General features: G+C 68.6%; 21 protein-coding genes. 9 read left to right on the top strand and 12 right to left on the bottom strand.

Features of this window, described 5'->3' with window-relative positions:
* Positions 1 to 73 precede the first annotated feature (73 nt).
* Entirely contained in the window at positions 74 to 1159 is a 1086-nt protein-coding gene (ald, locus tag CIK77_RS08740) for an alanine dehydrogenase (protein WP_087053495.1), read from the bottom strand.
* Between the two features lie 117 nt (positions 1160 to 1276).
* On the opposite strand from ald, the gene CIK77_RS08735 reads away from it, so the two are divergent.
* From CIK77_RS08735 to CIK77_RS08725, 3 genes are read left to right on the top strand one after another with little or no spacing between them, the layout of a single operon-like run.
* Complete coding sequence (locus CIK77_RS08735) at positions 1277 to 1786, top strand: Lrp/AsnC family transcriptional regulator (protein WP_087053496.1); 510 nt, start codon at positions 1277 to 1279, stop codon at positions 1784 to 1786.
* A 32-nt stretch (positions 1787 to 1818) separates the two neighbouring features.
* The gene (locus CIK77_RS08730; protein ID WP_087053497.1) at positions 1819 to 2022 is read left to right on the top strand and encodes a hypothetical protein; all 204 of its coding nucleotides are present in this window, start codon (positions 1819 to 1821) and stop codon (positions 2020 to 2022) included.
* Positions 2023 to 2048: 26 nt separating this feature from the next.
* Positions 2049 to 2597, top strand: coding sequence for an LURP-one-related/scramblase family protein (locus tag CIK77_RS08725; RefSeq protein WP_087053499.1), 549 nt, complete (start codon positions 2049 to 2051; stop codon positions 2595 to 2597).
* An 18-nt stretch (positions 2598 to 2615) separates the two neighbouring features.
* On the opposite strand, the gene CIK77_RS08720 is transcribed toward CIK77_RS08725, so the two are convergent.
* The 3 genes from CIK77_RS08720 to CIK77_RS08710 all read right to left on the bottom strand — a co-directional run bounded on the left by CIK77_RS08720 (position 2616) and on the right by CIK77_RS08710 (position 5264).
* Entirely contained in the window at positions 2616 to 3023 is a 408-nt protein-coding gene (locus CIK77_RS08720; protein WP_087053501.1) for a VOC family protein, read from the bottom strand.
* Between the two features lie 170 nt (positions 3024 to 3193).
* On the bottom strand, positions 3194 to 4627 hold the full coding sequence (gene argG / locus CIK77_RS08715) for an argininosuccinate synthase (RefSeq protein ID WP_087053502.1): 1434 nt from the start codon (positions 4625 to 4627) through the stop codon (positions 3194 to 3196).
* Between the two features lie 145 nt (positions 4628 to 4772).
* The gene (locus CIK77_RS08710; RefSeq protein ID WP_087053531.1) at positions 4773 to 5264 is read right to left on the bottom strand and encodes a nucleoside deaminase; all 492 of its coding nucleotides are present in this window, start codon (positions 5262 to 5264) and stop codon (positions 4773 to 4775) included.
* A gap of 22 nt (positions 5265 to 5286) precedes the next feature.
* Between CIK77_RS08710 and CIK77_RS08705 the strand changes: the two genes are divergently transcribed.
* Positions 5287 to 6759 (top strand): lipase maturation factor family protein, encoded by a 1473-nt coding sequence (locus CIK77_RS08705; RefSeq protein ID WP_087053503.1) that lies wholly within the window; start codon positions 5287 to 5289, stop codon positions 6757 to 6759.
* 24 nt (positions 6760 to 6783) lie between these two features.
* Here the strand turns inward: CIK77_RS08705 and CIK77_RS08700 are convergent, their stop codons facing one another.
* From CIK77_RS08700 to CIK77_RS08665, 8 genes are all read right to left on the bottom strand, one after another.
* Positions 6784 to 7941 carry a hypothetical protein gene (locus CIK77_RS08700; protein WP_087053504.1) on the bottom strand — a complete coding sequence of 386 codons (1158 nt, stop codon included), beginning with the start codon at positions 7939 to 7941 and terminating at the stop codon, positions 6784 to 6786.
* Positions 7935 to 8708, bottom strand: a complete 774-nt coding sequence (locus CIK77_RS08695; protein ID WP_087053505.1) for a hypothetical protein — start codon at positions 8706 to 8708, stop codon at positions 7935 to 7937. The genes CIK77_RS08700 and CIK77_RS08695 overlap by 7 nt, the downstream gene beginning before the upstream one ends.
* Positions 8705 to 9739: a VWA domain-containing protein gene (locus CIK77_RS08690; protein ID WP_087053507.1), complete on the bottom strand. Its 1035-nt coding sequence runs from the start codon at positions 9737 to 9739 to the stop codon at positions 8705 to 8707. The genes CIK77_RS08695 and CIK77_RS08690 overlap by 4 nt, the downstream gene beginning before the upstream one ends.
* Positions 9736 to 10716: a VWA domain-containing protein gene (locus CIK77_RS08685; RefSeq protein ID WP_087053508.1), complete on the bottom strand. Its 981-nt coding sequence runs from the start codon at positions 10714 to 10716 to the stop codon at positions 9736 to 9738. The genes CIK77_RS08690 and CIK77_RS08685 overlap by 4 nt, the downstream gene beginning before the upstream one ends.
* Positions 10707 to 11243 carry a hypothetical protein gene (locus CIK77_RS08680; RefSeq protein ID WP_087053509.1) on the bottom strand — a complete coding sequence of 179 codons (537 nt, stop codon included), beginning with the start codon at positions 11241 to 11243 and terminating at the stop codon, positions 10707 to 10709. Before CIK77_RS08680 ends, CIK77_RS08685 begins: the two co-directional genes overlap by 10 nt.
* The gene (locus CIK77_RS08675; protein ID WP_087053510.1) at positions 11230 to 12126 is read right to left on the bottom strand and encodes a DUF58 domain-containing protein; all 897 of its coding nucleotides are present in this window, start codon (positions 12124 to 12126) and stop codon (positions 11230 to 11232) included. The genes CIK77_RS08680 and CIK77_RS08675 overlap by 14 nt, the downstream gene beginning before the upstream one ends.
* Before the next feature lie 6 nt (positions 12127 to 12132).
* On the bottom strand, positions 12133 to 13131 hold the full coding sequence (locus tag CIK77_RS08670) for an AAA family ATPase (protein ID WP_087053511.1): 999 nt from the start codon (positions 13129 to 13131) through the stop codon (positions 12133 to 12135).
* A gap of 78 nt (positions 13132 to 13209) precedes the next feature.
* The gene (locus CIK77_RS08665) at positions 13210 to 13995 is read right to left on the bottom strand and encodes a Pr6Pr family membrane protein (protein WP_087053512.1); all 786 of its coding nucleotides are present in this window, start codon (positions 13993 to 13995) and stop codon (positions 13210 to 13212) included.
* 86 nt (positions 13996 to 14081) lie between these two features.
* Between CIK77_RS08665 and CIK77_RS08660 the strand changes: the two genes are divergently transcribed.
* From CIK77_RS08660 to prpB, 5 genes are all read left to right on the top strand, one after another.
* Positions 14082 to 15371 carry an adenylosuccinate synthase gene (locus tag CIK77_RS08660; RefSeq protein ID WP_087053513.1) on the top strand — a complete coding sequence of 430 codons (1290 nt, stop codon included), beginning with the start codon at positions 14082 to 14084 and terminating at the stop codon, positions 15369 to 15371.
* A gap of 132 nt (positions 15372 to 15503) precedes the next feature.
* Positions 15504 to 16652 (top strand): low temperature requirement protein A, encoded by a 1149-nt coding sequence (locus CIK77_RS08655; protein WP_087053514.1) that lies wholly within the window; start codon positions 15504 to 15506, stop codon positions 16650 to 16652.
* 150 nt (positions 16653 to 16802) lie between these two features.
* Entirely contained in the window at positions 16803 to 17108 is a 306-nt protein-coding gene (locus CIK77_RS08650) for a chorismate mutase (protein WP_087053532.1), read from the top strand.
* 59 nt (positions 17109 to 17167) lie between these two features.
* A complete protein-coding gene (locus CIK77_RS08645; protein WP_087053515.1) occupies positions 17168 to 18694 on the top strand; it encodes an MmgE/PrpD family protein in 1527 nt (508 codons plus the stop codon).
* Complete coding sequence (prpB, locus tag CIK77_RS08640) at positions 18694 to 19593, top strand: methylisocitrate lyase (RefSeq protein WP_087053516.1); 900 nt, start codon at positions 18694 to 18696, stop codon at positions 19591 to 19593. The genes CIK77_RS08645 and prpB overlap by 1 nt, the downstream gene beginning before the upstream one ends.
* Positions 19594 to 19620 lie beyond the last annotated feature (27 nt).

Raw genomic sequence — 19620 nt, 5'->3', positions numbered from 1 at the left:
CCTTCCGATCGACGCACTCGCGTCCCCGTCAGTTGGCGGGTGGTGGGCACGCTGCTCGGTGCGTTGTCGTCAGCTATTCGTCGAGGGCCGCGGCCACTGCGGTGTTGGTGATCTCGCCGGCGCGGGTATTGAGGCCGCGGGCGAGGGCGGGGTCGGCAGCGGCGGCCCCGTCCCAGCCGAGGTCGGCGATGCGCGAGACGTACGGCAGCGTCGCGTTCGTGAGGGCATGGGTGGACGTGGCGGGAACGGCCCCTGGGATGTTGGCGACGCAGTAGAACAGAGTGTCGTGCACCGCGAACGTCGGGTCGTCGTGGGTCGTCGGGCGCGAACCGGCGAAGCAGCCGCCCTGATCGATGGCGATGTCGACGAGCACGGTGCCCGGATTCATCGCCTGCACCATCTCATCCGTGACCAGCTTGGGTGCAGCGGCACCGGGGATCAGGACGGAGCCGATCACGAGGTCGGCGTCATCGAGTTCCTCGGCGATCGCGTAGCGGGTCGAGTGACGCGTGATCAGTCCGTTCCCGTAGCGTGTTTCGAGCTCGCTGAGACGGCGCACGTTCACATCGAGCACGGTCACCCGTGCGCCCAATCCGAGGGCGTTCGCCGCCGCGTTCTCGCCGGCGACGCCGCCCCCGATCACAACGACCTTCGCCCGGGGAACGCCGGGAACCCCGCCCAGCAGTGCTCCCCGGCCACCCTGGGTGCGCATCAGATGGTACGCGCCGACGGTGGTCGCCAGGCGGCCGGCGACCTCGCTCATCGGTGTGAGGAGCGGGAGGGAACCGTCGTCGAGCTGCACGGTCTCGTAGGCGACGGCCGTCGTTCCTGATCGCACGAGGGCCTCTGCCAACGGTCGGTTCGCGGCGAGATGGAGATACGTGAACAGCGTGAGGTCGTTCCGCAGTAAGCCGTACTCGGCCTCGACGGGTTCCTTCACCTTGAGCAGCAGTTCTCCCGCGGCCCACGTCTCGCCCGCACCGGGCGTGATCGTCGCGCCGGCCGCGGCGTACGCCGCATCCGCGATCCGGGAGCCGTCGCCGGCGCCCGCCTGCACGAACACCTCGTGGCCTCGCTGAACGAGTTCGTCGACGCCGGCCGGGGTGACGGCGACGCGGTTCTCGTTGTTCTTGACCTCAGTGGGAACGGCGATCCTCATGGTGATCTCCTCGGCTCTGGGGATGGGACTCGTTCCAGAATCGCAGTACGTTCGGCCAATGCGCGAGGTTGTCACAGTTTCTTCGACAGATCGATGTCGCGTATTAACAACCTTCGTATGGGAACCGCAGATTCCGACCTCCGTCCGAAGGATCTTCCGGCTGTGCAGCTCGACGAGCTCGACCGGAGGATCGTCCGGATCCTCAGCGGCGACGCCCGTATCACGAACGCCGATCTCGCGGCCGCGCTCGGCATCGCCCCGTCGACGGCGCATGCGCGCACTCGATCGCTGATCGACCGCGGCGTGATCCGCGGATTCCACGCGAGCGTCGATCACCAGCGCCTCGGACGCGGGCTGCAGGCGATGATCGGTGTGACGCTGCGCGGGGGCACGCGGCACGACGGCATCGTCACGTTCATCGACGAGGTCAAACAGCTGCCGCAGGTGCTGCAGCTGTTCTTCCTCGGCGGTCCTGACGACTTCATGGTGCACATCGCCGTCGCCGATTCGAGCGAGGTGCGCCAGTTCGTCGTCGAGAACCTCTCGACGGAGCCCTTCGTCGCGTCGACTCGCACGAGCATCATCTTCGAGTACCACCGCCGCGGAGTGGCCGCGGGGTTCCGATAGGTCGCGGGCTCGCGCGGACCTACGATGTCGTCATGTCGAAGGGCAAGAAGGGCAAGAAGGGCAAGAAGCTCGTGCCCAAGAAGAAGTGCTGCAAGTCGACGCCTCGATGCAAGCGCTGCCCGATCCGGATGCTCGCGGAAGGCCGACTCGACCCGGCAGATGCGAAGGAGATCTTCCAGAAGGCGCGCAACCGGAAACAGGCGAAGAAGGCGCACCTCGACGTGCCGCAGGGGTGAGCACGGGCTGTGGAATGATCTCAGACATGTCGATCCTCACGCACAACGTGCTCGTCTTCCAGCAGACGAAGAACTTCTCGAAGAACGACTTCGCGATCACGGACGCACAGGGGCTGCAGGTCGCCCACGTCGAGACGGGCGGCAGTGCGCTCGGGCGAGCGTTCATGGGGGCTCGCGAGCTGACGGTGTTCGACGGCCCGGGCAATCCGCTCATCCAGGTCAAGGACACCGTCACCTTCGGCCGCGACCGCATGGAGATCCTCGACGGTGCGGGGAACCCGCTGGCGAGCCTCGTGAAGCGGATCGCCTTCTTCAAGACGCGCGTGACGATCGAACTGCAGGGCGAGCAACTCGATCTCCAGGGCAACTTCATCGGCTTCGAGTTCGAGCTGGTGGGCCCCCTCGGCGTGATGGCGACCGTCTCACGTGAGTGGTCGGGCATGGGCAACGCGTTCCTGGGGAAGTCGACCTATGCGGTGCGACTCGCCGAGAACCTCACGCCGCCGCAGCGCCAGGCGGTCATCGGCGCCGTCCTCGCCCTCGACCTGATCCGGGAGAAGAACAGCCGGAACTGAGCAGCAGCGGGGCCAATGCTACTTGTCGGACTCGCCGCCCTCGAGCATCCACACGATGCCGTAGGAATCGATGACCTGGCCGAAGTAGGCGCCCCACGGCGATGCTTCGAACGGTATCTGAACCTCACCGCCCTCCTGCAGTCGCGAGTGGAACTGCTCGAGCTGCGAGGCGTCGTCGCCCCACACGCAGATCGCCACGTTGCCATGGCCGTGCGATCCTGGGCTGTCGGCCGCGAAGAACGTGACGCCGTTGTCGAGGGTGAGTGAGCCGTGCATCACCCACTCGGGGTCGCCCTCCATGCCCTCCATCGGCATGTCCTTGTAGCGCATGACGTCGAGCGTGCCGCCGAAGACGTCATGGTAGAAATCCAGTGCCTCGGACGCCTGCCCGTTGAACTGCATGTAGGGAGTTGCCTGGAACGTCATGGTCGTGCCCTCTCGATCGCGTGCGAACGAGCGACTGCCCGCTCTTGCGAGAGAGCATGCCACGGACCGCCGACATTCGAAACGGGTGCGGACGTCGTTCACCTGACGTTCGCTGTGAGGCAGGTCACGGCGTCAGCGCGCCGGCCAGGAGGAAGGGCCGGCCGACCCGCTCAGTCCGTGCCGGTGTCGAATGCGGCGGCCTCGCCGACGCTGTCGAGCGCCTCGGCCGCCTCGGAGTCGAACGGCTGGGCGTGCGAGGTGATCGCCGCGGCGCCCCCCGCCTCGAGCGAACCGATCAGCTCGCCGGTCGTGCCGCCGATCATGCCGCGCTGTACGTAGCCCTCGAGGCGCGCGCGGGAGTCGGCGATGTCGAGGTTGCGCATCGTCATCTGGCCGATGCGGTCGATGGGGCCGAATGCGGCGTCGCCGACGCGCTCCATCGACAGCTTCTCGCCCGCGTACGACAGCGAAGGGCCGGTCGTGTCGAGGATCGTGTAGTCCTCACCGCGGCGCAGCCGGATGGCGACGGTGCCGGTGATCGTGGAGCCGACCCACTTCTGGATCGACTCGCGCAGCATCAGCGACTGCGGCTCGAGCCAGCGGCCCTCGTACATCAGGCGGCCGAGGCGACGACCCTGCTCGTGGTACGTGGCGAGGGTGTCCTCGTTCACGATGGCGTTCACGAGGCGCTCGTACGCGACGAACAGCAGCGCCATGCCCGGCGCCTCGTAGATGCCGCGGCTCTTGGCCTCGATGATGCGGTTCTCGATCTGGTCGTTCATGCCGAGACCGTGGCGTCCGCCGATCGTGTTGGCCTCGCGCACGAGCTCGACCGCGTCGGTGAACTCGCGCCCGTTGATCGCAACGGGGCGCCCCTGCTCGAAGGTGACGGTGACGTCCTCGCTGGGGACCTCGACCGACGGGTCCCAGTACTTCACGCCCATGATCGGCTCGACGATCTCGAGAGAGACGTTCAGATCCTCGAGCGTCTTCGCCTCGTGGGTCGCACCCCAGATGTTGGCGTCGGTGGAGTAGGCCTTCTCCGCCGAGTCGCGGTACGGGTAACCGTGCTCGATGAGCCACTCGCTCATCTCCTGTCGGCCTCCCAGCTGTGCGACGAAGTCGGCGTCGAGCCACGGCTTGTAGATCTGCAGCGCGGGGTGAGCGAGCAGACCGTAGCGGTAGAAGCGCTCGATGTCGTTGCCCTTGTAGGTCGACCCGTCGCCCCAGATGTTGACACCGTCCTCCTTCATCGCGCGCACGAGCAGCGTGCCGGTGACGGCGCGCCCGATCGGCGTGGTGTTGAAGTAGGTGCGACCGGCCGACCGGATGTGGAACGCGCCGCACGCGAGGGCGGACAGCCCCTCTTCCACCAGCAGCGGCTTGCAGTCGATCAGGCGCGACTTCTCTGCGCCGTACTCGATGGCACGCTGCGGGATCGAGTCGATGTCGTCCTCGTCGTACTGACCGAGGTCACCTGTGTAGGTGAAGGGCACCGCACCGGCGTCCTTCATCCAGGCGACGGCGCATGACGTATCAAGACCACCGGAAAAGGCGATGCCGACGCGCTCGCCGACGGGGAGGGACTGCAGGACCTTCGACATGCTGTCCATCCTACGGGGTGAGCAGGGGCACTGATGTTGCCCGCTGGGACGTCAGCACCGGCGCCGTCGACCGGACATCGGGGAATCATGCAGTGGACGCGCTCGACGATCTGGCGACGGGAACGACGTGCTCCGGACCCGAGGCTCAGACCCCGCGCATCCTGGCGTGCAGGCCCTTGATCTCATCGGCGAACTCCTCGACCGGGCCCGCCGTGTCCACTCCGGGAGCGACGTCGCTGATCGGAAGCGCGGCGACCGGGCCGCCCGGCATTCCCCACGCCCGCAGCCATTCGGTGAGCTGCGATGTGCTGCCGGCGTACACGATGCGGCCGAGCCCGACCCATGCATGCGCGGCGGCGCACATCGGGCAGTGCTCGCCGGATGTGTACACCACGCACGCGGCGCGCTCGGCAGGCGTCAGGTGCTCGGCGGCCCAGCGGGCGATCTCGAACTCAGGATGTCGAGTGGCGTCGCCGTCCTTCACGCGATTGCGATCCTCGAACAGGACGTCTCCATCCGGGCCGACCAGCAGTGAGCCGAAGGGTTCGTCGCCGTCATCGAGCGCCTCGGCAGCGAGATCGACGCAGCGGCGAAGGAACAGCGCCTCGGCTTCGGTGGGATCGTAGAACTGCACCATGCCGCGAGCGTAGCCTGCCGGCATGGACGGTTTCGCGGCTGTCGACTTCTGGTTCGCGAGGGAGGTGCTCCAGCGCGGCATCGCTGCGCTCTATCTCGTCGCCTTCGTCTCGACGCTGAACCAGTTCCGGCCGCTGCTGGGGGAGCGGGGGCTGCTCCCCGCTTCCGCACTGCTGGCATGGGCGGCGGGGGACAGGCGCCGCCCACGGATGCTGCGCCCTACGCTCTTTCTGCGCTGGCGCTACACCGACCGACGCCTGGCCGCGCTGTGCTGGGTCGGCATCGTCGTTGCGGCCGCGCTCGCGGGAGGCGTTCCGCAGCTCGGGCCGCCGTGGGCGCCGATGCTGTGCTTCCTCGCGCTCTGGCTCGGCTACATGTCGATCGTGAACATCGGGCAGACCTTCTACTCGTTCGGCTGGGAGATGCTGCTGCTCGAGGCAGGGTTTCTCGCCGCCTTCCTCGGCTCGGGTGACCAGCCGCCGGCCACGGTCGTGATCGTGCTGCTCTGGTGGCTCGTGTTCCGGCTGGAGTTCGGCGCGGGCATGATCAAGATCCGCGGCGGCCGGGAATGGCGCGACCTCACCGCGCTGATGTACCACCACGAGACCCAGCCCATGCCCGGCCCGCTCAGCCGCACGGCGCATCTGCTGCCGCGATGGTTCCACCGCGCGGAGGTGCTGGGGAATCACTTCGCGCAACTGGTCGTGCCGTGGTTCCTGTTCACACCGATCCTCGGCCTCTGGGTTCCGGGTACCGGGCCTGCGGCCGTCGGCACCGTCGCCGCCGGCATCGTGATCGCCACGCAGTGCTGGCTCATCGTCACGGGAAACTTCGCATGGCTGAACTGGGCGACCGTGGTGCTGGCGTTCTCCGCGCTCTCCGTTCCGGGCGCGATGCCCGGTTCCGCGGTGCCGTGGGTGCCCGACGGCATCCCCCTCTACTGGGTCGTGATCACCTCTGCGGTCGGCATCCTGTATGTCGTGCTGAGCGTTCCCGCCGCGCGCAACTTGTTCTCACGAAGCCAGCTGATGAACGCCGGCTTCAACCGCTGGCAGCTGGCGAACGCATACGGGGCGTTCGGCACGGTGACGAAAGAGCGCATCGAGATCGTGATCGAGGGCACGGATGATGCCGATCCGGATGTCGGAACGTGGCAGGAGTACGAGTTCACAGGCAAGCCGGGCGATCCGCATCGCGTGCCGAGGCAGTTCGCCCCGTACCACCTGCGGTTGGACTGGCTGATGTGGTTCCTGCCGCTCGGGCGCTCGCTCGACGACTGGTTCGCGATGCTGCTGCGGCGACTGCTGGAAGCCGACGCCGCGACCCTGGCGCTGCTGCGACACGATCCGTTCCGAGGCGCTCGGCCGCGCTGGGTGCGGGCCGTGGCGTACCGGTACCGATTCGCCAGCCGCGCGGAGCGACGAGCCGAGCGCACCGTGTGGCGGCGCGAGCTGCGCGGCACCGTGATGGGTCCGGTATCGATGCCGCGGGACTGAGTCCGATGCTCGACCCGACCGACCCTACGGCTCCGGGTTCTCCTCCAGCGCCTTCTCGAACGCGTCGCGATCGGCCTCGCTGAGCAGCTGGGTGCCGTAGAACATCAGCTGCACGCCCTCCATCGGGGTGCCGTTCTTCGCGTTCTCTGCCTCCTGCTGCTTCGTCCAGCGTCCGGTGTCGTCGTGCGTGAGGTCGATCATCTCCGCGTAGAAGAGCGGCGGCTCCGGTGCACCCGCGCCGAAGCTCGGCTCGGTCAGCTGTGTGTAGTACGACCATCGCACCTGCTCGAGAGGATCGGCGCTGCCATACAGCTGCTCGAGGCTGTCGTCCGAGATGCTGTCGTACGGCTCGTTGAGCGGGTACAGCGAGTAGTACACGCCCTCCTCGTACAGCACGTCGTCGATCGTGCTCATCACGTCGAGCTTGTCGCCGTAGCCGTGCACCGGCTGCTCGGTCGCCCACACCGGCGCGGTGTGCTGCTGCAGCATCGACTCGCCTCCGTAGCCGTTGCGCTCGTTGCGCTGCAGCGGGTCGGAGATCTTCACCCAGGTGAAGCCGAACTCGTCGCTCAGCTCCGCCCTGATCCTCGCCGACAGCTCGTCCATCCGGCTCTGCGTCGCTTCGAGCGACGGTGCCTGCATGATCGCGTCCTCGTCGACGCCCTTGATGCCCGGATAGGAGTGCCCCGGTTGCTCGTTCCCCGGCTGACCGCCGTAGGTTCCGGCCGCCGAGGTGCGCAGCGCACTCATCGCACCGACGGTTCCCACATTGAGCACGAGCACGATCGCCAGCGCCCACGATCCGAGCACCCGCGACGGCGCGACCACCACCGCGGCGATGACGGCCGCGAGGACGATCAGCTGCAGCGCGAGCATCGTGGCACCGTAGATCGCGTCGGTCGCCCCCATTGCGAGCGCCACGAGCAGCACGAGCGCGAAGACGGCCGCGACGGCGATCGCCGACCAGCCGAACGGATGCCGCAGTCGGCGGTTCGTCGGCTTCGGTGCCGTGCGCTCCGGAGGCTCTGGGGCACCGACGGCCACGACGAACGGCGACGACGGGAAGCGCCTGGCGTGCTGGTAGCCCTCCGGCGGAGGCGTCGGCGGTGCCCCGTCGTGGCGCGACAGGAACGGCAGGCTCGAATGCTTGCGCTGTTGGGGATCGTCGGCAGGTCTCACCATGGCTTGTCCGATCCGAATCCGCCGCCGTCCTCGTCGCCGTCTGCGCCCTGGTCCTGGCGCTCCTGGTCGCCGTTCTGCAGCTTCTCCTCGATCTCATCGAGCTTGTCCTGCTGCTCCTGCTGCTCCTGCTCGCTCGGCTCCTCCTCTTCGCCGCCGCCGTCCTGCGACTCGTCGTCCTGAGGGTTCTGCTGCTGCTTCTGCTGGAGCCGCTCCTGCTGGTCATCGAGCGTCTCCTCGTTCGAGCGCTCAGGGTCGGGCGACTGTTCGTCGGCCTTCTCGCTGCGGCACTCCTCCGGCGTGGCCAGATTGATCTCGAGCGCCTCCGCATACAGGGTGCTCGCGGCCTCCGGATCGTCGGTGCGCGCCTGATCCGCCATCATCTCGACGACGAGGCCGAGGTTGATGTGCACAGGGCAGGCCTTCAGACCGCTCACCAGCGGGAGCGCACGCTCGAACTCCGCCCGCGCCTCGGGAAGCCGGTCGTAGGAGGCCAGCCCGACGCCCACGTTGTACGGCGCCAGATAGGGCTCGAACCAGTTCAGCGGTGTCTGACCCTCGGCTGCCGCAACGGTGCGCGCCGGGTCGCCGGAGACGTGACTGGTCACAGCCTGGTGCGCGAAGGCGTACATCGACAGGAGCTTCACCACGATCACCAGGCCGGCGATCGCAACGGGGGAGAAGCCGAGCAGCAGCCACCGGCGCAGGCGTCGCCGAGACCGGACGATGTCGTCGCGGCTCCGGGTGTCGGATGCGGGCTGAGTGCTCATCGTGCCTCCTTCCGCGCCGTCTGCGAACGGGTTGCGCGCAGTGTTCGACCGACGCGTGCCGTGGCCACGCCGATCTCGACCGCGAGCAGCGCCGCGACCACGAGGGCGACGATCCAGCTCAGTTCCTCGCGAGCACCTGGTGTCTCATCGCCGGCGACCGTGGTCGTCTCGGCCGGCGCTTCGGGCAGTGCCGCCTGGGTGTCGCCGGTGCGGAGCTGGAAGCCGACGCCGAGCTCGCCGGCGATCCCCTCGAGCGCCGCCTCGTCGACGGTCGACAGAGCCGGTTCGCCGGTCGACGGGTCTTCGATGTAGCCCCCTGCCGCGCCGATGCCTGCCTCGACGCGCTTCATCCGGCCGCCTTCGGTCGTTCCGTACCCGAGCACACCGCCGCCGTCGACGTACGGTGCGCTCGCATCGAACGACTGCGGCTCGCCCGAGGCGGTCTGCTCGCCGTCGCCGAGGTAGAACACGAGCCTGGCTCTGCCGTCGGCCGATGCCGCATTCTCGAGCGTCCCGGCGAGTGCGTCTGCAGCGACCCCGATCGAACTGCCGCTCGAATTGTCGGTCGGCGGGGGCGCCATGACCTCGAGCGACGACATCAGCGCCGACGTGTCTGTGGTCAGCGGCAGGCGCACCTGAGCGCTGTTGTCGAACGCGATCAGGGCGAACCGCGCCCCAGGATACGCCTCGATCAGCGCGCGCACATCGGCCCTGACCCCGTCGATCCGGCGCCCCTGCTCACCGTCGACGCCGTCGGCTTCCGGGTCCGTCCAGTCCTCGGCGAGCATGCTCGTGGTGTTGTCGAGCGCGATGATCACGTCGACGTTGGTCGCCACGGACTTCGAGGTGCCATCGGGGATGCCGGGACGGAACGCCAACAGGGCGCAGGCCGCGACCAGCAGCACTCGCACGACCCAGATCAGGCGGGTGGAACCGGTGCGCGCCGTGATGAGTGCCCAGACGGCCACGCCCAGACCGGTAAGCGTCAGGGGGACCAGCAGCAGCGGATGCAGCACGGGGAGGAAGCTCACAGCCTGACCCTCCACATCACGACGACGGCGACCAGCACGAACACGAACAGGATGACGATCCACACGGTCGGCTCATCGGTCTGCACGACCTCGATCTCGCCCTGCAGAGCACTGGCCTCCTGCTGCTGCACTTCGTCCACGATGTCGGCGACCGTCGTTGTGCCGCGCAGCGCGTACGCCTCGCCGCCCGTCGACTGCGCGGCCCGCACCAGACCTTCGCCCACCTCGCTGGCGCCCTGGATCGGATTCAGCGCATACACCCTGATGTCGCGGGAGGCGGAGTAGTCGGCCGCCTCCTGAACGCTGAGCACCTCGGCGCCGGCCGGCTCATTGTCGGTGGCCAGGATGATCGAACGCGACCGGTCGAGATCGCTGTGGTCGAAGCGCAGCGCGCACGCGGCGAGTCCGTCGCCGATCAGCGACGCTCCAGGACCGTCGAGCGTGCCGATCCAGTGCTCAGGGGTGACATCGGTGTACTCGAAGCTGTCGCGGAGCGAGGCGAGATGCTCGCGCACGAACTCGTAGTCGTCGGTGAGGGGGAACAGCTGCACGGGTGATGCGTTGAAGATGGTCAGCCCGATGCGCTCTCCTTCGAAGCCGTCGATCAGCTCGATGAACAGGTCGAGAACCTCTTTGTCGGTGTCGGTCATCGAGCCGGACACGTCGAGGCAGAGCATGATGTCACGACTGTTGTTCTCCGGCACGATGGTCTGCTCCGCCATCGGCCGCGCGGACACGACGCTGCTCGCGCCCGCGGCGATCGCGCCGATGAGCACGATCGCCGCCAGCGCGATGGCGCGTCTGCGGGTGGCGCGGCGCACGGACGGCAGCTGCCGCACCCGCTCGGCGCGGGCGACGAGCGCCCCATCGCCCGGCTCGGCGTGCTCGCCGCGGCGGCTCCACCAGATGCCGATGAGGATCGCGACGACGACGGCTGCGGCCACGGCGGCGAAGGGCCAGAATTGGGTCAGTGCCATGCCGTCACCACCTCGCGTGCGGCGGCGATGCCAGGGCCGGGGTCGGTCGGAGGGCTGTCGCCGAAGATGCTCGGGTAGTAGTAGCGGTTGAGGGCTTCGAGCAGGGCGGGGTGCACGTCCTGGTGCTCGAGCTCCTCCAGGCTCATCACCGGCGTCGCGACGCCGGTGTACTCATTCACGAAACGGCGCGTGATCGCGCTGAGCTCTGCGTTCACGCCGCGCGCGTCGAGCGTGCCGGCCGCATGCGCCTGCTCGACGAGATCGATGCGGTGCAGATAGTCGGCACGCAGGTGCTCGAGCTGCTCCACCGGAGTGCCATGCGGAACCGGGGCGGCAGGGGCCGGTGCCTGCTTCGGCGGTCGGGTGAGCGCGACGATCAGCACGACGACGAGGATGAGCACCAGGATGATGCCGAGCGCGAGCAGCAGCCACCATCCGGAGTACTGCGCAGGCGGATACAGCTCTTCCGGGCCGATGCCCGTGGCCGCCTCGATGAGGAGGGCGGCGCCGATGTCAGCGGCCGGCATGGGCGGCCTTCCTGCGATGCAGCATGCTCAGCAGCGCCGGTACGACGTCATCGTGCGTCGACACGGTCGCGCTGCTGATCTCGAGCGCCGAGAGCACCTCGCGCCGGCGAGCGGCAGCGGCCTCCCGTGCCTCGCCCAGCTCGGCGACGACGTCGGCGTGACCGTGCAGGAACGCCGGCACCGCCCACCCGGTCTGCGCATCGCGTCGCGCATCGGGCGATGGCCGCTCGAGCACAGGATCGGCGTCGCGCACCGTGACCCAGAGCACGTCGTGCTGCACGCGCAGGCGCCGCAGACCCTGCTCGTCGGCATCGGTCAGCGGCGCTTCGTCTGTGACGATCACCAGCAGCGCGCGCTTCGACACTGTGCGCGTGACGGTCGTCAGCAGCTGCCGGCGATCACTTGGCGCCGCACCCGGTGCTGACGCCCTCTGGATCGCCCGCAGCGCGTGCTCGAGCGCGCCGTCCGACCGTCGTGGCGGCGTGCGACTGATGCCAGCCGCGTCGCCGTAGAGCACGCTCACGTCATCTCCGTGCCTGGTGGAGAGCACCCCGAGGGCGCCGACGGTCATGATCGCGAGCTCGCTCTTCGGCCGCTCGTTCGGCGCGAGTGCCGCCATGTCACGACCGGTGTCGACGGCGAAGACGACGGAGTGCATCCGGCTCGCGCGCGAGCGCTTGACGAGAAGGGTTGACAGCCGTGCCGTTGCGCGCCAGTCGATGTCGCGGATGTCGTCGCCGTGCTCGTATCTGCGCAGGTCCTCGAAGTCGAGGCTGCGGCCGTGGAACAGCGACGCATACGCGCCCTCGAGCGCGTGCGCCGACTTGCGCCGCGAATGGATGAAGAGCTTGCCCTTCACTCTCGTGAGCAGAGTGGACGTCATGGCGGCCTACGGCGTGGGAACGGACTGGAAGATCGCGTCGATCAGCTCTTCGCTGCGCACCCCGTCGGCCTCGGCTTCGAAGGTGAGCAGCAGACGGTGGCGGAGCACGAGGTGGCGCAGCTCGCGGACGTCTTCTGGGATCACGTGCGAGCGGCGGTTCAGCATGGCCAGGGCGCGCGCGCACTGCAGGAACGCGATCGATGCGCGGGGGCTGGCCCCGTACTTGATGTAGCGGGCACGCTCCTCACCGATGTACGGGGCGGGATTGCGCGTGACGTAGCTGAGACCGACGATGTAGTTCCGGATGGCGGGCGAGACGTGGATGCGCCCCGCGACATCCTGCATCAGGAGAACGTCGTCGAGGCTCGCGGTGCTGTCGAGGTGTCGGTCGGGGTCGAGCAGGCCCGTGTCGATGCGCGCCAGCACCTCGAACTCCTCCTGCGGGCTCGGGTAATCGACGATCTCCTTGATCAGGAAGCGGTCGAGCTGAGCCTCTGGCAGCTCGTAGGTCCCCTCCTGCTCGACCGGGTTCTGCGTCGCGATGACGAGGAACGGCTTGGGCAGATGGTGCACCTGGCCGCCGATCGTCGTCTGGTGCTCCTGCATCGCCTCGAGCATCGCCGACTGGGTCTTCGCGCTGGAGCGGTTGATCTCGTCGAGCAGCACGAAGTTCGCGTGCACGGGCCCGAGCACAGTGCGGAACGAGCCCTTCGACGCGTCGTAGACCTGGTTGCCCGTGATGTCGCTCGGCAGCAGATCCGGAGTGCACTGGATGCGCTTGAAATCTGCGGCGACCGTGTCGGCGAGCGTCGAGGCCGCCGTGGTCTTCGCCAGACCCGGCACCGACTCGAGCAGGATGTGACCGCCGGCGATCAGGGCGACGAGCAGGCTCGTCCTGAGGCGCTCCTGGCCCACCATGCGCACCGAGTACGCGGTGGCGATGTGGTCGAGCACCTGACCGGCGCGCGCCAGCTCCTGGTCCGTCGGTACGGTCTGCGATGCCATATCAGCGGCTCTCCTTCGTCGGCTCCGTCAAGACTACGGGTCACCGCCGGCGTCGCGCGCTGGGCAGAGGTGCCCGTCCTACGGCCCGCCCCGCTCGGCGGCATCCGGATCGGATTCCGTCTCGGCGCGGTGAGCCCTCGCTCTGCTGATGGCGATCACGCCGACGGCGACGACCGCGACCACGACGGACAGCACGGCGATGTAGGCCGCGACCCCGGCGAAGCCGTCCTGTACGCGGGGGTTGAGGAAGGGGTACGGATAGAAGCCGGTGAAGCCCGTCGACGGCTCGACGATGAACGGCGCGCGCACGAGCGTGTACGCGCACCACACGATCGGGATCGCGACGACGACCCAGATCGAGTGCCACGCGAGCGTGCGACGCTTCGGGGCGAGCAGCAGATCGGCGAGCAGGAAGAGCGGGCCGACCACGTGCACCACCTCGTTGCTGAAGCGGAGGAAGGTGAGCGGGTCGGCTGTGTCGCGCAGCAGCGCGTTGTAGACGACGCCGGTCACGACCATGCAGCTCGTCGTGCACACCAGCGCCACGGCGAGCCAGCGCGGTTCGTGCTTCGCGCTGCGCCCGCGGGTGAGCGCCCACACAGCGCCGGCGATCAGCGTCGCCGCCGTGGCGATGTTGGCGAGGTTCGTGAAGTAGCTGAAGAAGTTCGCCACGAGGGTCGGTACGTGCGAGGCGTACGGCTCAGGCATGGCCGCGTACACGCTGACGGTGCGCTGGAACTGCATCGCCACGGCGACGAGGAGCACAGCGCCGACCGCAAGACGCGCATACGGCCAGATCGTCGCGATGGCGCGCGCGGAGCGGGAACCGGCGGGCGATGGCACCCGCCGCAGCGGCACGGACATGGAACCAGCGTATGGCTCGCTTCGTCGGATGTCGGTGGCACGCCGTAGGATCGCAAGGTACGTAACCCATCGAATAAGGGGGACGAATGCCAGGCATCGTCATCGTTGGCGTCCAGTGGGGCGATGAGGGCAAGGGCAAGGCCACTGACCTTCTCGGCGACAGAACCGACTGGGTGGTGAAGTTCAACGGCGGGAACAACGCCGGCCACACGGTCGTCATCGGCGACGAGAAGTACGCGCTGCACCTGCTGCCCAGCGGCATCCTGTCGCCTGGCGTGACGCCCGTGATCGGCAACGGCGTCGTCGTCGATCTCGAGGTGCTGTTCGAGGAGCTCGACGCGCTGAACGCGCGCGGCATCGACACGTCGAAGCTCAAGATCTCGGCGAACGCGCACATCATCACGCACTACCACCGCACGCTCGACAAGGTGCAGGAGCGCTTCCTCGGCAAGCGCCAGATCGGCACGACCGGCCGCGGCATCGGCCCGACGTACGCCGACAAGATCAACCGGATGGGCATCCGGATGCAGGATCTGTTCGACGAGTCGATCCTGCGCCAGAAGGTCGAAGGTGCGCTCGACCAGAAGAACCACCTGCTGCTGAAGCTGTTCAACCGCCGCGCGATCACGGTCGACGAGGTCGTCGAGGACCTGCTCTCGTACGCCGAGCGCGTGCGCCCCATGGTCGGCGACACCGGTCTCCTGCTCGACAGGGCGCTCGACCGCGACGAGGTCGTGGTGTTCGAGGGCGGTCAGGCGACGATGCTCGACGTCGATCACGGCACGTACCCGTTCGTGACGAGCTCGACCGCAACGGCGGCGGGCGCGGCGAGCGGTTCGGGCGTCGGGCCGGGGCGTCTGGATCGCATCGTCGGCATCGTGAAGGCGTACACCACGCGTGTGGGCGCCGGTCCGTTCCCGACCGAGCTGTTCGACGCCGATGGTGACGGCAACTGGCTGCGCACGACGGGCCATGAGTTCGGCACGACCACGGGGCGCGATCGTCGCGTGGGCTGGTACGACGCCCCGATCACGCGCTATGCGACGCGTGTGAACGGCATCACCGATCTCGTGCTGACCAAGCTCGACGTGCTGACGGGGCGAGCGACGATCCCCGTGTGCGTCGCCTACGACGTGAACGGCGAGCGCTGCGACGAGGTGCCGGTCAGCCAGAGCGACTTCCACCACGCGAAGCCGATCCTGGAGGAGTTCCCCGGCTGGACCGAGGACATCTCGGGCTGCCGCACCTTCGAGGAGCTGCCGCAGAACGCGCAGGACTACGTGCTCGCGCTCGAGCGCATCAGCGGAACGCGCATCTCCGTGATCGGCGTGGGCCCCGCCCGCGACGCCGTGATCGTGCGCGAGGATCTGGTCTGAGCCGGAGCGCCGCCCGCCCGCGAGCGTACCCCTTGTGATCGGCTGGATCACTTATGCCCGCACACAAGTGGTCCACTCGATACCAAAGGGCACGTTCGATGGCAGACTGAGCCGCTGAGGAGGAGATACCGGATGGGCACCACCCGCGCGCTGCTCGGCCGCACCGCCGAGAACCGGTCGCACGTCGGCCCCGTCGAGCTCTTCTTCGATCTCGTCTACGTCTTCGCGATCGTCCAGCTGTCGCACCTGCTGATCGAGCACCTCGACTGGGTGGGCGCGGCGCAGACGGTTATCGTCTTCGCCGCGGTCTGGTGGGGGTGGAACTACACCGCGTGGGTCATGAACTGGCTCGAGCCCTCGCGCACGCCGGTGCAGCTGCTCAGCGCCGTGCTGATGTTCGCGGCGCTCGGCATGTCCGTCGCGATCCCGTATGCGTTCGGCGATGGTGCGCTGCTGTTCGTCGGGTGCTATCTGTTCATGGGCATCGCGCGCCCCGTGTTCATGATGGTCGCCTTCCGCGGTCAGCAGCTGGCGCACAACTACCGGATGCTGCTGATCTGGACGCTCGGAGCCGGGGTGCTCTGGGTGGCTGGTGCGTTCCTGGAGCCGCAATGGCGTCTCGTGCTGTGGGTCGCGGCCGTGCTCGTCGACTACCTCGCGCCCATGGTGCACTTCCGCGTGCCTGGCGTCGGCGCCGCCCCGATGCACCTGTGGGACACCGATGCCGAGCACCTCGCGGAGCGCAACAGGCTCGTGTTCATCATCGCCCTCGGCGAGTCGATCCTGCTGATGGGCGGCACGGTGGTCGACCACGGCGAGCTCACGGCACCGCTGGCCGTGAGCCTGCTGGTCGGCTTCGCGTCGCTGTTCGTGCTGTGGTGGAACTACTTCGCCCTCAACGGCGAGGACACAGGAGGCGACGGCTCGACGGCCGCGCTGCGGTCGGCATACGCCTATGCCCACGCGTTCATGGTGCTCGGCGCGATCCTCGTGGCGGTGTCGATCGAGCTGCGCCTCTCGCACGACCACCTCACGCCGGCGATTGTGGCCGTCACCGTCGCGGGCCCTGTGGTGTACCTCATCGGCAACGTGCTGTTCCTGCGCTCGCGCCGCGGCGTGCTCGCCGTGTCCCGCTTCGTCGCGATGGCGGTGCTGCTGGCGATCGGCGTGGTCGCACTCCTGGTCGGCGAGGCGTTCCCGATCCTGTGGCTGAGCATCGCGCTGCTCGCGGTCACGGCGGCGCTTGCCGCCCTCACCGTGCGCCAGCGTCGCCGCGCGTGACCCTCCCGCGCCGCGGGTGACCCGCGCCGCGCAGCCGAGTGGACCCCCTGCGATCGAGTGGAGCCCTTGCATCCGGAGACAACGGGTCCACTCGAAGCGAAGGGGGCCACTCGGCGGGCGGCGCGGTATCGTCGAGCCGTGGCGGATGAGATGAACGAAGACCCGATGCAGGCGCTGCTGCGCCTGCGCGCCAGCATCGACAACATCGACGCGGCGCTCGTGCACATACTCGCGGAGCGATTCCGCGCGACGAAGCAGGTCGGGTATCTGAAGGCGAACCATGATCTGCCCGCCTCCGACCCGGAGCGGGAGAAGCAGCAGGTGGCGCGCCTGCGCGCGCTCGCCGAAGACGCCCATCTCGACCCGGAGTTCGCGGAGAAGTGGTTCAACTTCGTCGTCGCCGAGGTCATCCGGCACCACGTCGGTGCCGGTGCCGAGGAGAACGACCGGCCGTAGACTCGCTCAGGCGCGGCGCGGACCACGAGTCCGGGCGGGCATCGACGGAAGGAGCCGGGATGACAGTGATCCACCAGGTGCGAATGCACCGCAGCGAGGAGGAGCTGCCCCGCGAAGAGCAGCTCGCCCACCGCATCGCACAGGTCGCCGCAGATCCGGTCGCCGTCGATGCCGAGGTCGTCGACATGGTGATCAACCGTGTGATCGACAACGCCGCGGTCGCCGCGGCCTCGCTCACCCGCGCGCCGGTCGCGTCCGCACGCGCACAGGCCCTGGATCATCCGGTCTCCCGCGGCGGCGACGGCGGCACCGTGTTCGGCTGCGCAGCGGCCGTCCGGACCAGCCCGGAATGGGCGGCGTGGGCGAACGGCGTGGCCGTGCGCGAGCTCGACTACCACGACACCTTCCTCGCTGCGGAGTACTCGCACCCCGGTGACAACATCCCGCCGATCACCGCCGTCGCCCAGCACGTCGGCGCCGACGGCGCGGCGCTCGTGCGCGGCATCGCGACCGGCTACGAGATCCAGATGGATCTGGTGCGCGCGATCAGCTTGCACCGCCACAAGATCGACCACGTCGCCCACCTCGGCCCGTCTGCCGCGGCCGGCATCGGCACGCTGCTCGGCCTCGACGCCGATGTGATCGCGCAGGCGGTGTCGCAGGGACTGCACACCACGACCGCGACCAGGCAGTCGCGCAAGGGCGAGATCTCGACGTGGAAGGCGCACGCCCCCGCGTTCGCCGGCAAGATGGCCGTCGAAGCCGTCGACAGGTCAATGCGCGGGCAGACCAGCCCCGCACCGATCTACGAGGGCGAGGACGGCGTGATCGCGTGGCTGCTCGATGGCCCGGATGCCCGCTACGAGGTGCCGCTGCCCGTGCCAGGCGAGGCCAAGCGGGCGATCCTCGATTCGTACACGAAGGAGCATTCGGCCGAGTACCAGGCGCAGGCGTGGATCGACCTGGCCCGCCGTCTCGGCACCGAGCGACCCGAGTTGCGCGATCCGGCGAACGTCGAATCGATCGTGCTGCACACCAGCCACCACACGCACGTGGTGATCGGCTCCGGCTCCGGCGACCCGCAGAAGTACTCGCCCGACGCCTCTCGCGAGACGCTGGATCACTCCATCCCGTACATCTTCACGGTGGCGCTGCAGGACGGCGGCTGGCACCACGTCGACTCGTACGCGCCGCAGCGCGCCCGCCGCGCCGACACCGTCGCGCTGTGGCACAGGGTGACGACGGCGCTCGACGAGGAGTGGACGCGCCGCTACCACTCGGAGGATCCGGATGAGAAGGCCTTCGGCGGCCGGGCGGAGATCCGGATGACCGACGGCTCGGTGATCGAGCAGGAGATCGCCGTCGCCGACGCGCATCCGCTCGGCGCCCGCCCGTTCTCCCGGCCCGACTACGTCGCGAAGTTCCGTCTGCTCGCCGAGCCGGTGCTCGAGTCGGCGGAGATCGAGCGCTTCCTGAACCTCGCCCAGCGCCTGCCGGAGCTGACCCCGGATGAGGTGCGCGAGCTGACGATCGTCGCCAGCCCCGGTGTGCTCGACTCCGTGCCGGCGCCGAGGGGGCTGTTCTGATGCTGTACTCCCAGGTTCCGGCTCACGAGAAGCGGCGCGCGTTCCGCGAGCGGCTCGACTCCGGCGAGCTGCTGCGCCTTCCCGGCGCGTTCAACCCGCTGTCGGCACGGCTGATCGAGCGCAAGGGCTTCGACGGCGTCTACATCTCCGGTGCGGTGCTCTCGGCCGATCTCGGACTGCCCGACATCGGCCTCACCACCCTCACCGAGGTCGCCGCGCGCGCCGGCCAGATCGCGCGGATGACCGACCTGCCTGCCATCGTCGATGCCGACACCGGCTTCGGCGAGCCGATGAACGTGGCCCGCACGATCCAGACGCTCGAGGACGCGGGGCTCGCCGGATGCCACATCGAGGACCAGGTCAACCCGAAGCGGTGCGGCCATCTCGACGGCAAAGAGGTGGTCGACGAGCCGACGGCGCTGCAGCGCATCCGCGCGGCGGTCGACGGCCGCCGCGACCCGAACTTCCTGATCATGGCGCGCACCGACATCCGCGCCGTCGCCGGGCTCGACGCGGCGATCGACAGGATCCGCAAGCTCGTCGAGGCGGGCGCCGACGCGATCTTCCCCGAGGCGATGCGCGACCTCGACGAGTTCCGCGCCGTGACGGATGCGGTCGATGTGCCGGTGCTGGCGAACATGACCGAGTTCGGCAAGAGCGAGCTGTTCACGACTGAGCAGCTGCGCGACGCGGGGGTCCGTATGGTGATCTGGCCGGTCTCGCTGCTGCGGATGGCGATGGGGGCCGCGGAGCGCGCGCTCGATACGCTGAACGACGAGGGGCACCTCACCGCTCGCCTCGACGAGATGCAGCACCGAGCAGACCTGTACGACCTCATCGACTACTCCGGATACAGCCGGTTCGACGAGGGCGTGTTCGACTTCGAAATCGACAGATGAGCCCCACGAGGGCGGAATGTGCGAAGG

This window comes from Microbacterium sp. JB110, from assembly GCF_003335195.1.
Taxonomy (GTDB): domain Bacteria; phylum Actinomycetota; class Actinomycetes; order Actinomycetales; family Microbacteriaceae; genus Microbacterium.
This window is presented reverse-complemented; position numbering and strand designations above follow the sequence as displayed.

Coding starts and splice junctions, on each gene's coding strand:
- ald (WP_087053495.1), bottom strand. CDS start 1,159: ATGAGGATCGCCGTTCCCACTGAGGTCAAGAACAACGAGAACCGCGTC.
- CIK77_RS08735 (WP_087053496.1), top strand. CDS start 1,277: ATGGGAACCGCAGATTCCGACCTCCGTCCGAAGGATCTTCCGGCTGTG.
- CIK77_RS08730 (WP_087053497.1), top strand. CDS start 1,819: ATGTCGAAGGGCAAGAAGGGCAAGAAGGGCAAGAAGCTCGTGCCCAAG.
- CIK77_RS08725 (WP_087053499.1), top strand. CDS start 2,049: ATGTCGATCCTCACGCACAACGTGCTCGTCTTCCAGCAGACGAAGAAC.
- CIK77_RS08720 (WP_087053501.1), bottom strand. CDS start 3,023: ATGACGTTCCAGGCAACTCCCTACATGCAGTTCAACGGGCAGGCGTCC.
- argG (WP_087053502.1), bottom strand. CDS start 4,627: ATGTCGAAGGTCCTGCAGTCCCTCCCCGTCGGCGAGCGCGTCGGCATC.
- CIK77_RS08710 (WP_087053531.1), bottom strand. CDS start 5,264: ATGGTGCAGTTCTACGATCCCACCGAAGCCGAGGCGCTGTTCCTTCGC.
- CIK77_RS08705 (WP_087053503.1), top strand. CDS start 5,287: ATGGACGGTTTCGCGGCTGTCGACTTCTGGTTCGCGAGGGAGGTGCTC.
- CIK77_RS08700 (WP_087053504.1), bottom strand. CDS start 7,941: ATGGTGAGACCTGCCGACGATCCCCAACAGCGCAAGCATTCGAGCCTG.
- CIK77_RS08695 (WP_087053505.1), bottom strand. CDS start 8,708: ATGAGCACTCAGCCCGCATCCGACACCCGGAGCCGCGACGACATCGTC.
- CIK77_RS08685 (WP_087053508.1), bottom strand. CDS start 10,716: ATGGCACTGACCCAATTCTGGCCCTTCGCCGCCGTGGCCGCAGCCGTC.
- CIK77_RS08680 (WP_087053509.1), bottom strand. CDS start 11,243: ATGCCGGCCGCTGACATCGGCGCCGCCCTCCTCATCGAGGCGGCCACG.
- CIK77_RS08675 (WP_087053510.1), bottom strand. CDS start 12,126: ATGACGTCCACTCTGCTCACGAGAGTGAAGGGCAAGCTCTTCATCCAT.
- CIK77_RS08670 (WP_087053511.1), bottom strand. CDS start 13,131: ATGGCATCGCAGACCGTACCGACGGACCAGGAGCTGGCGCGCGCCGGT.
- CIK77_RS08665 (WP_087053512.1), bottom strand. CDS start 13,995: ATGTCCGTGCCGCTGCGGCGGGTGCCATCGCCCGCCGGTTCCCGCTCC.
- CIK77_RS08660 (WP_087053513.1), top strand. CDS start 14,082: ATGCCAGGCATCGTCATCGTTGGCGTCCAGTGGGGCGATGAGGGCAAG.
- CIK77_RS08655 (WP_087053514.1), top strand. CDS start 15,504: ATGGGCACCACCCGCGCGCTGCTCGGCCGCACCGCCGAGAACCGGTCG.
- CIK77_RS08650 (WP_087053532.1), top strand. CDS start 16,803: ATGAACGAAGACCCGATGCAGGCGCTGCTGCGCCTGCGCGCCAGCATC.
- CIK77_RS08645 (WP_087053515.1), top strand. CDS start 17,168: ATGACAGTGATCCACCAGGTGCGAATGCACCGCAGCGAGGAGGAGCTG.
- prpB (WP_087053516.1), top strand. CDS start 18,694: ATGCTGTACTCCCAGGTTCCGGCTCACGAGAAGCGGCGCGCGTTCCGC.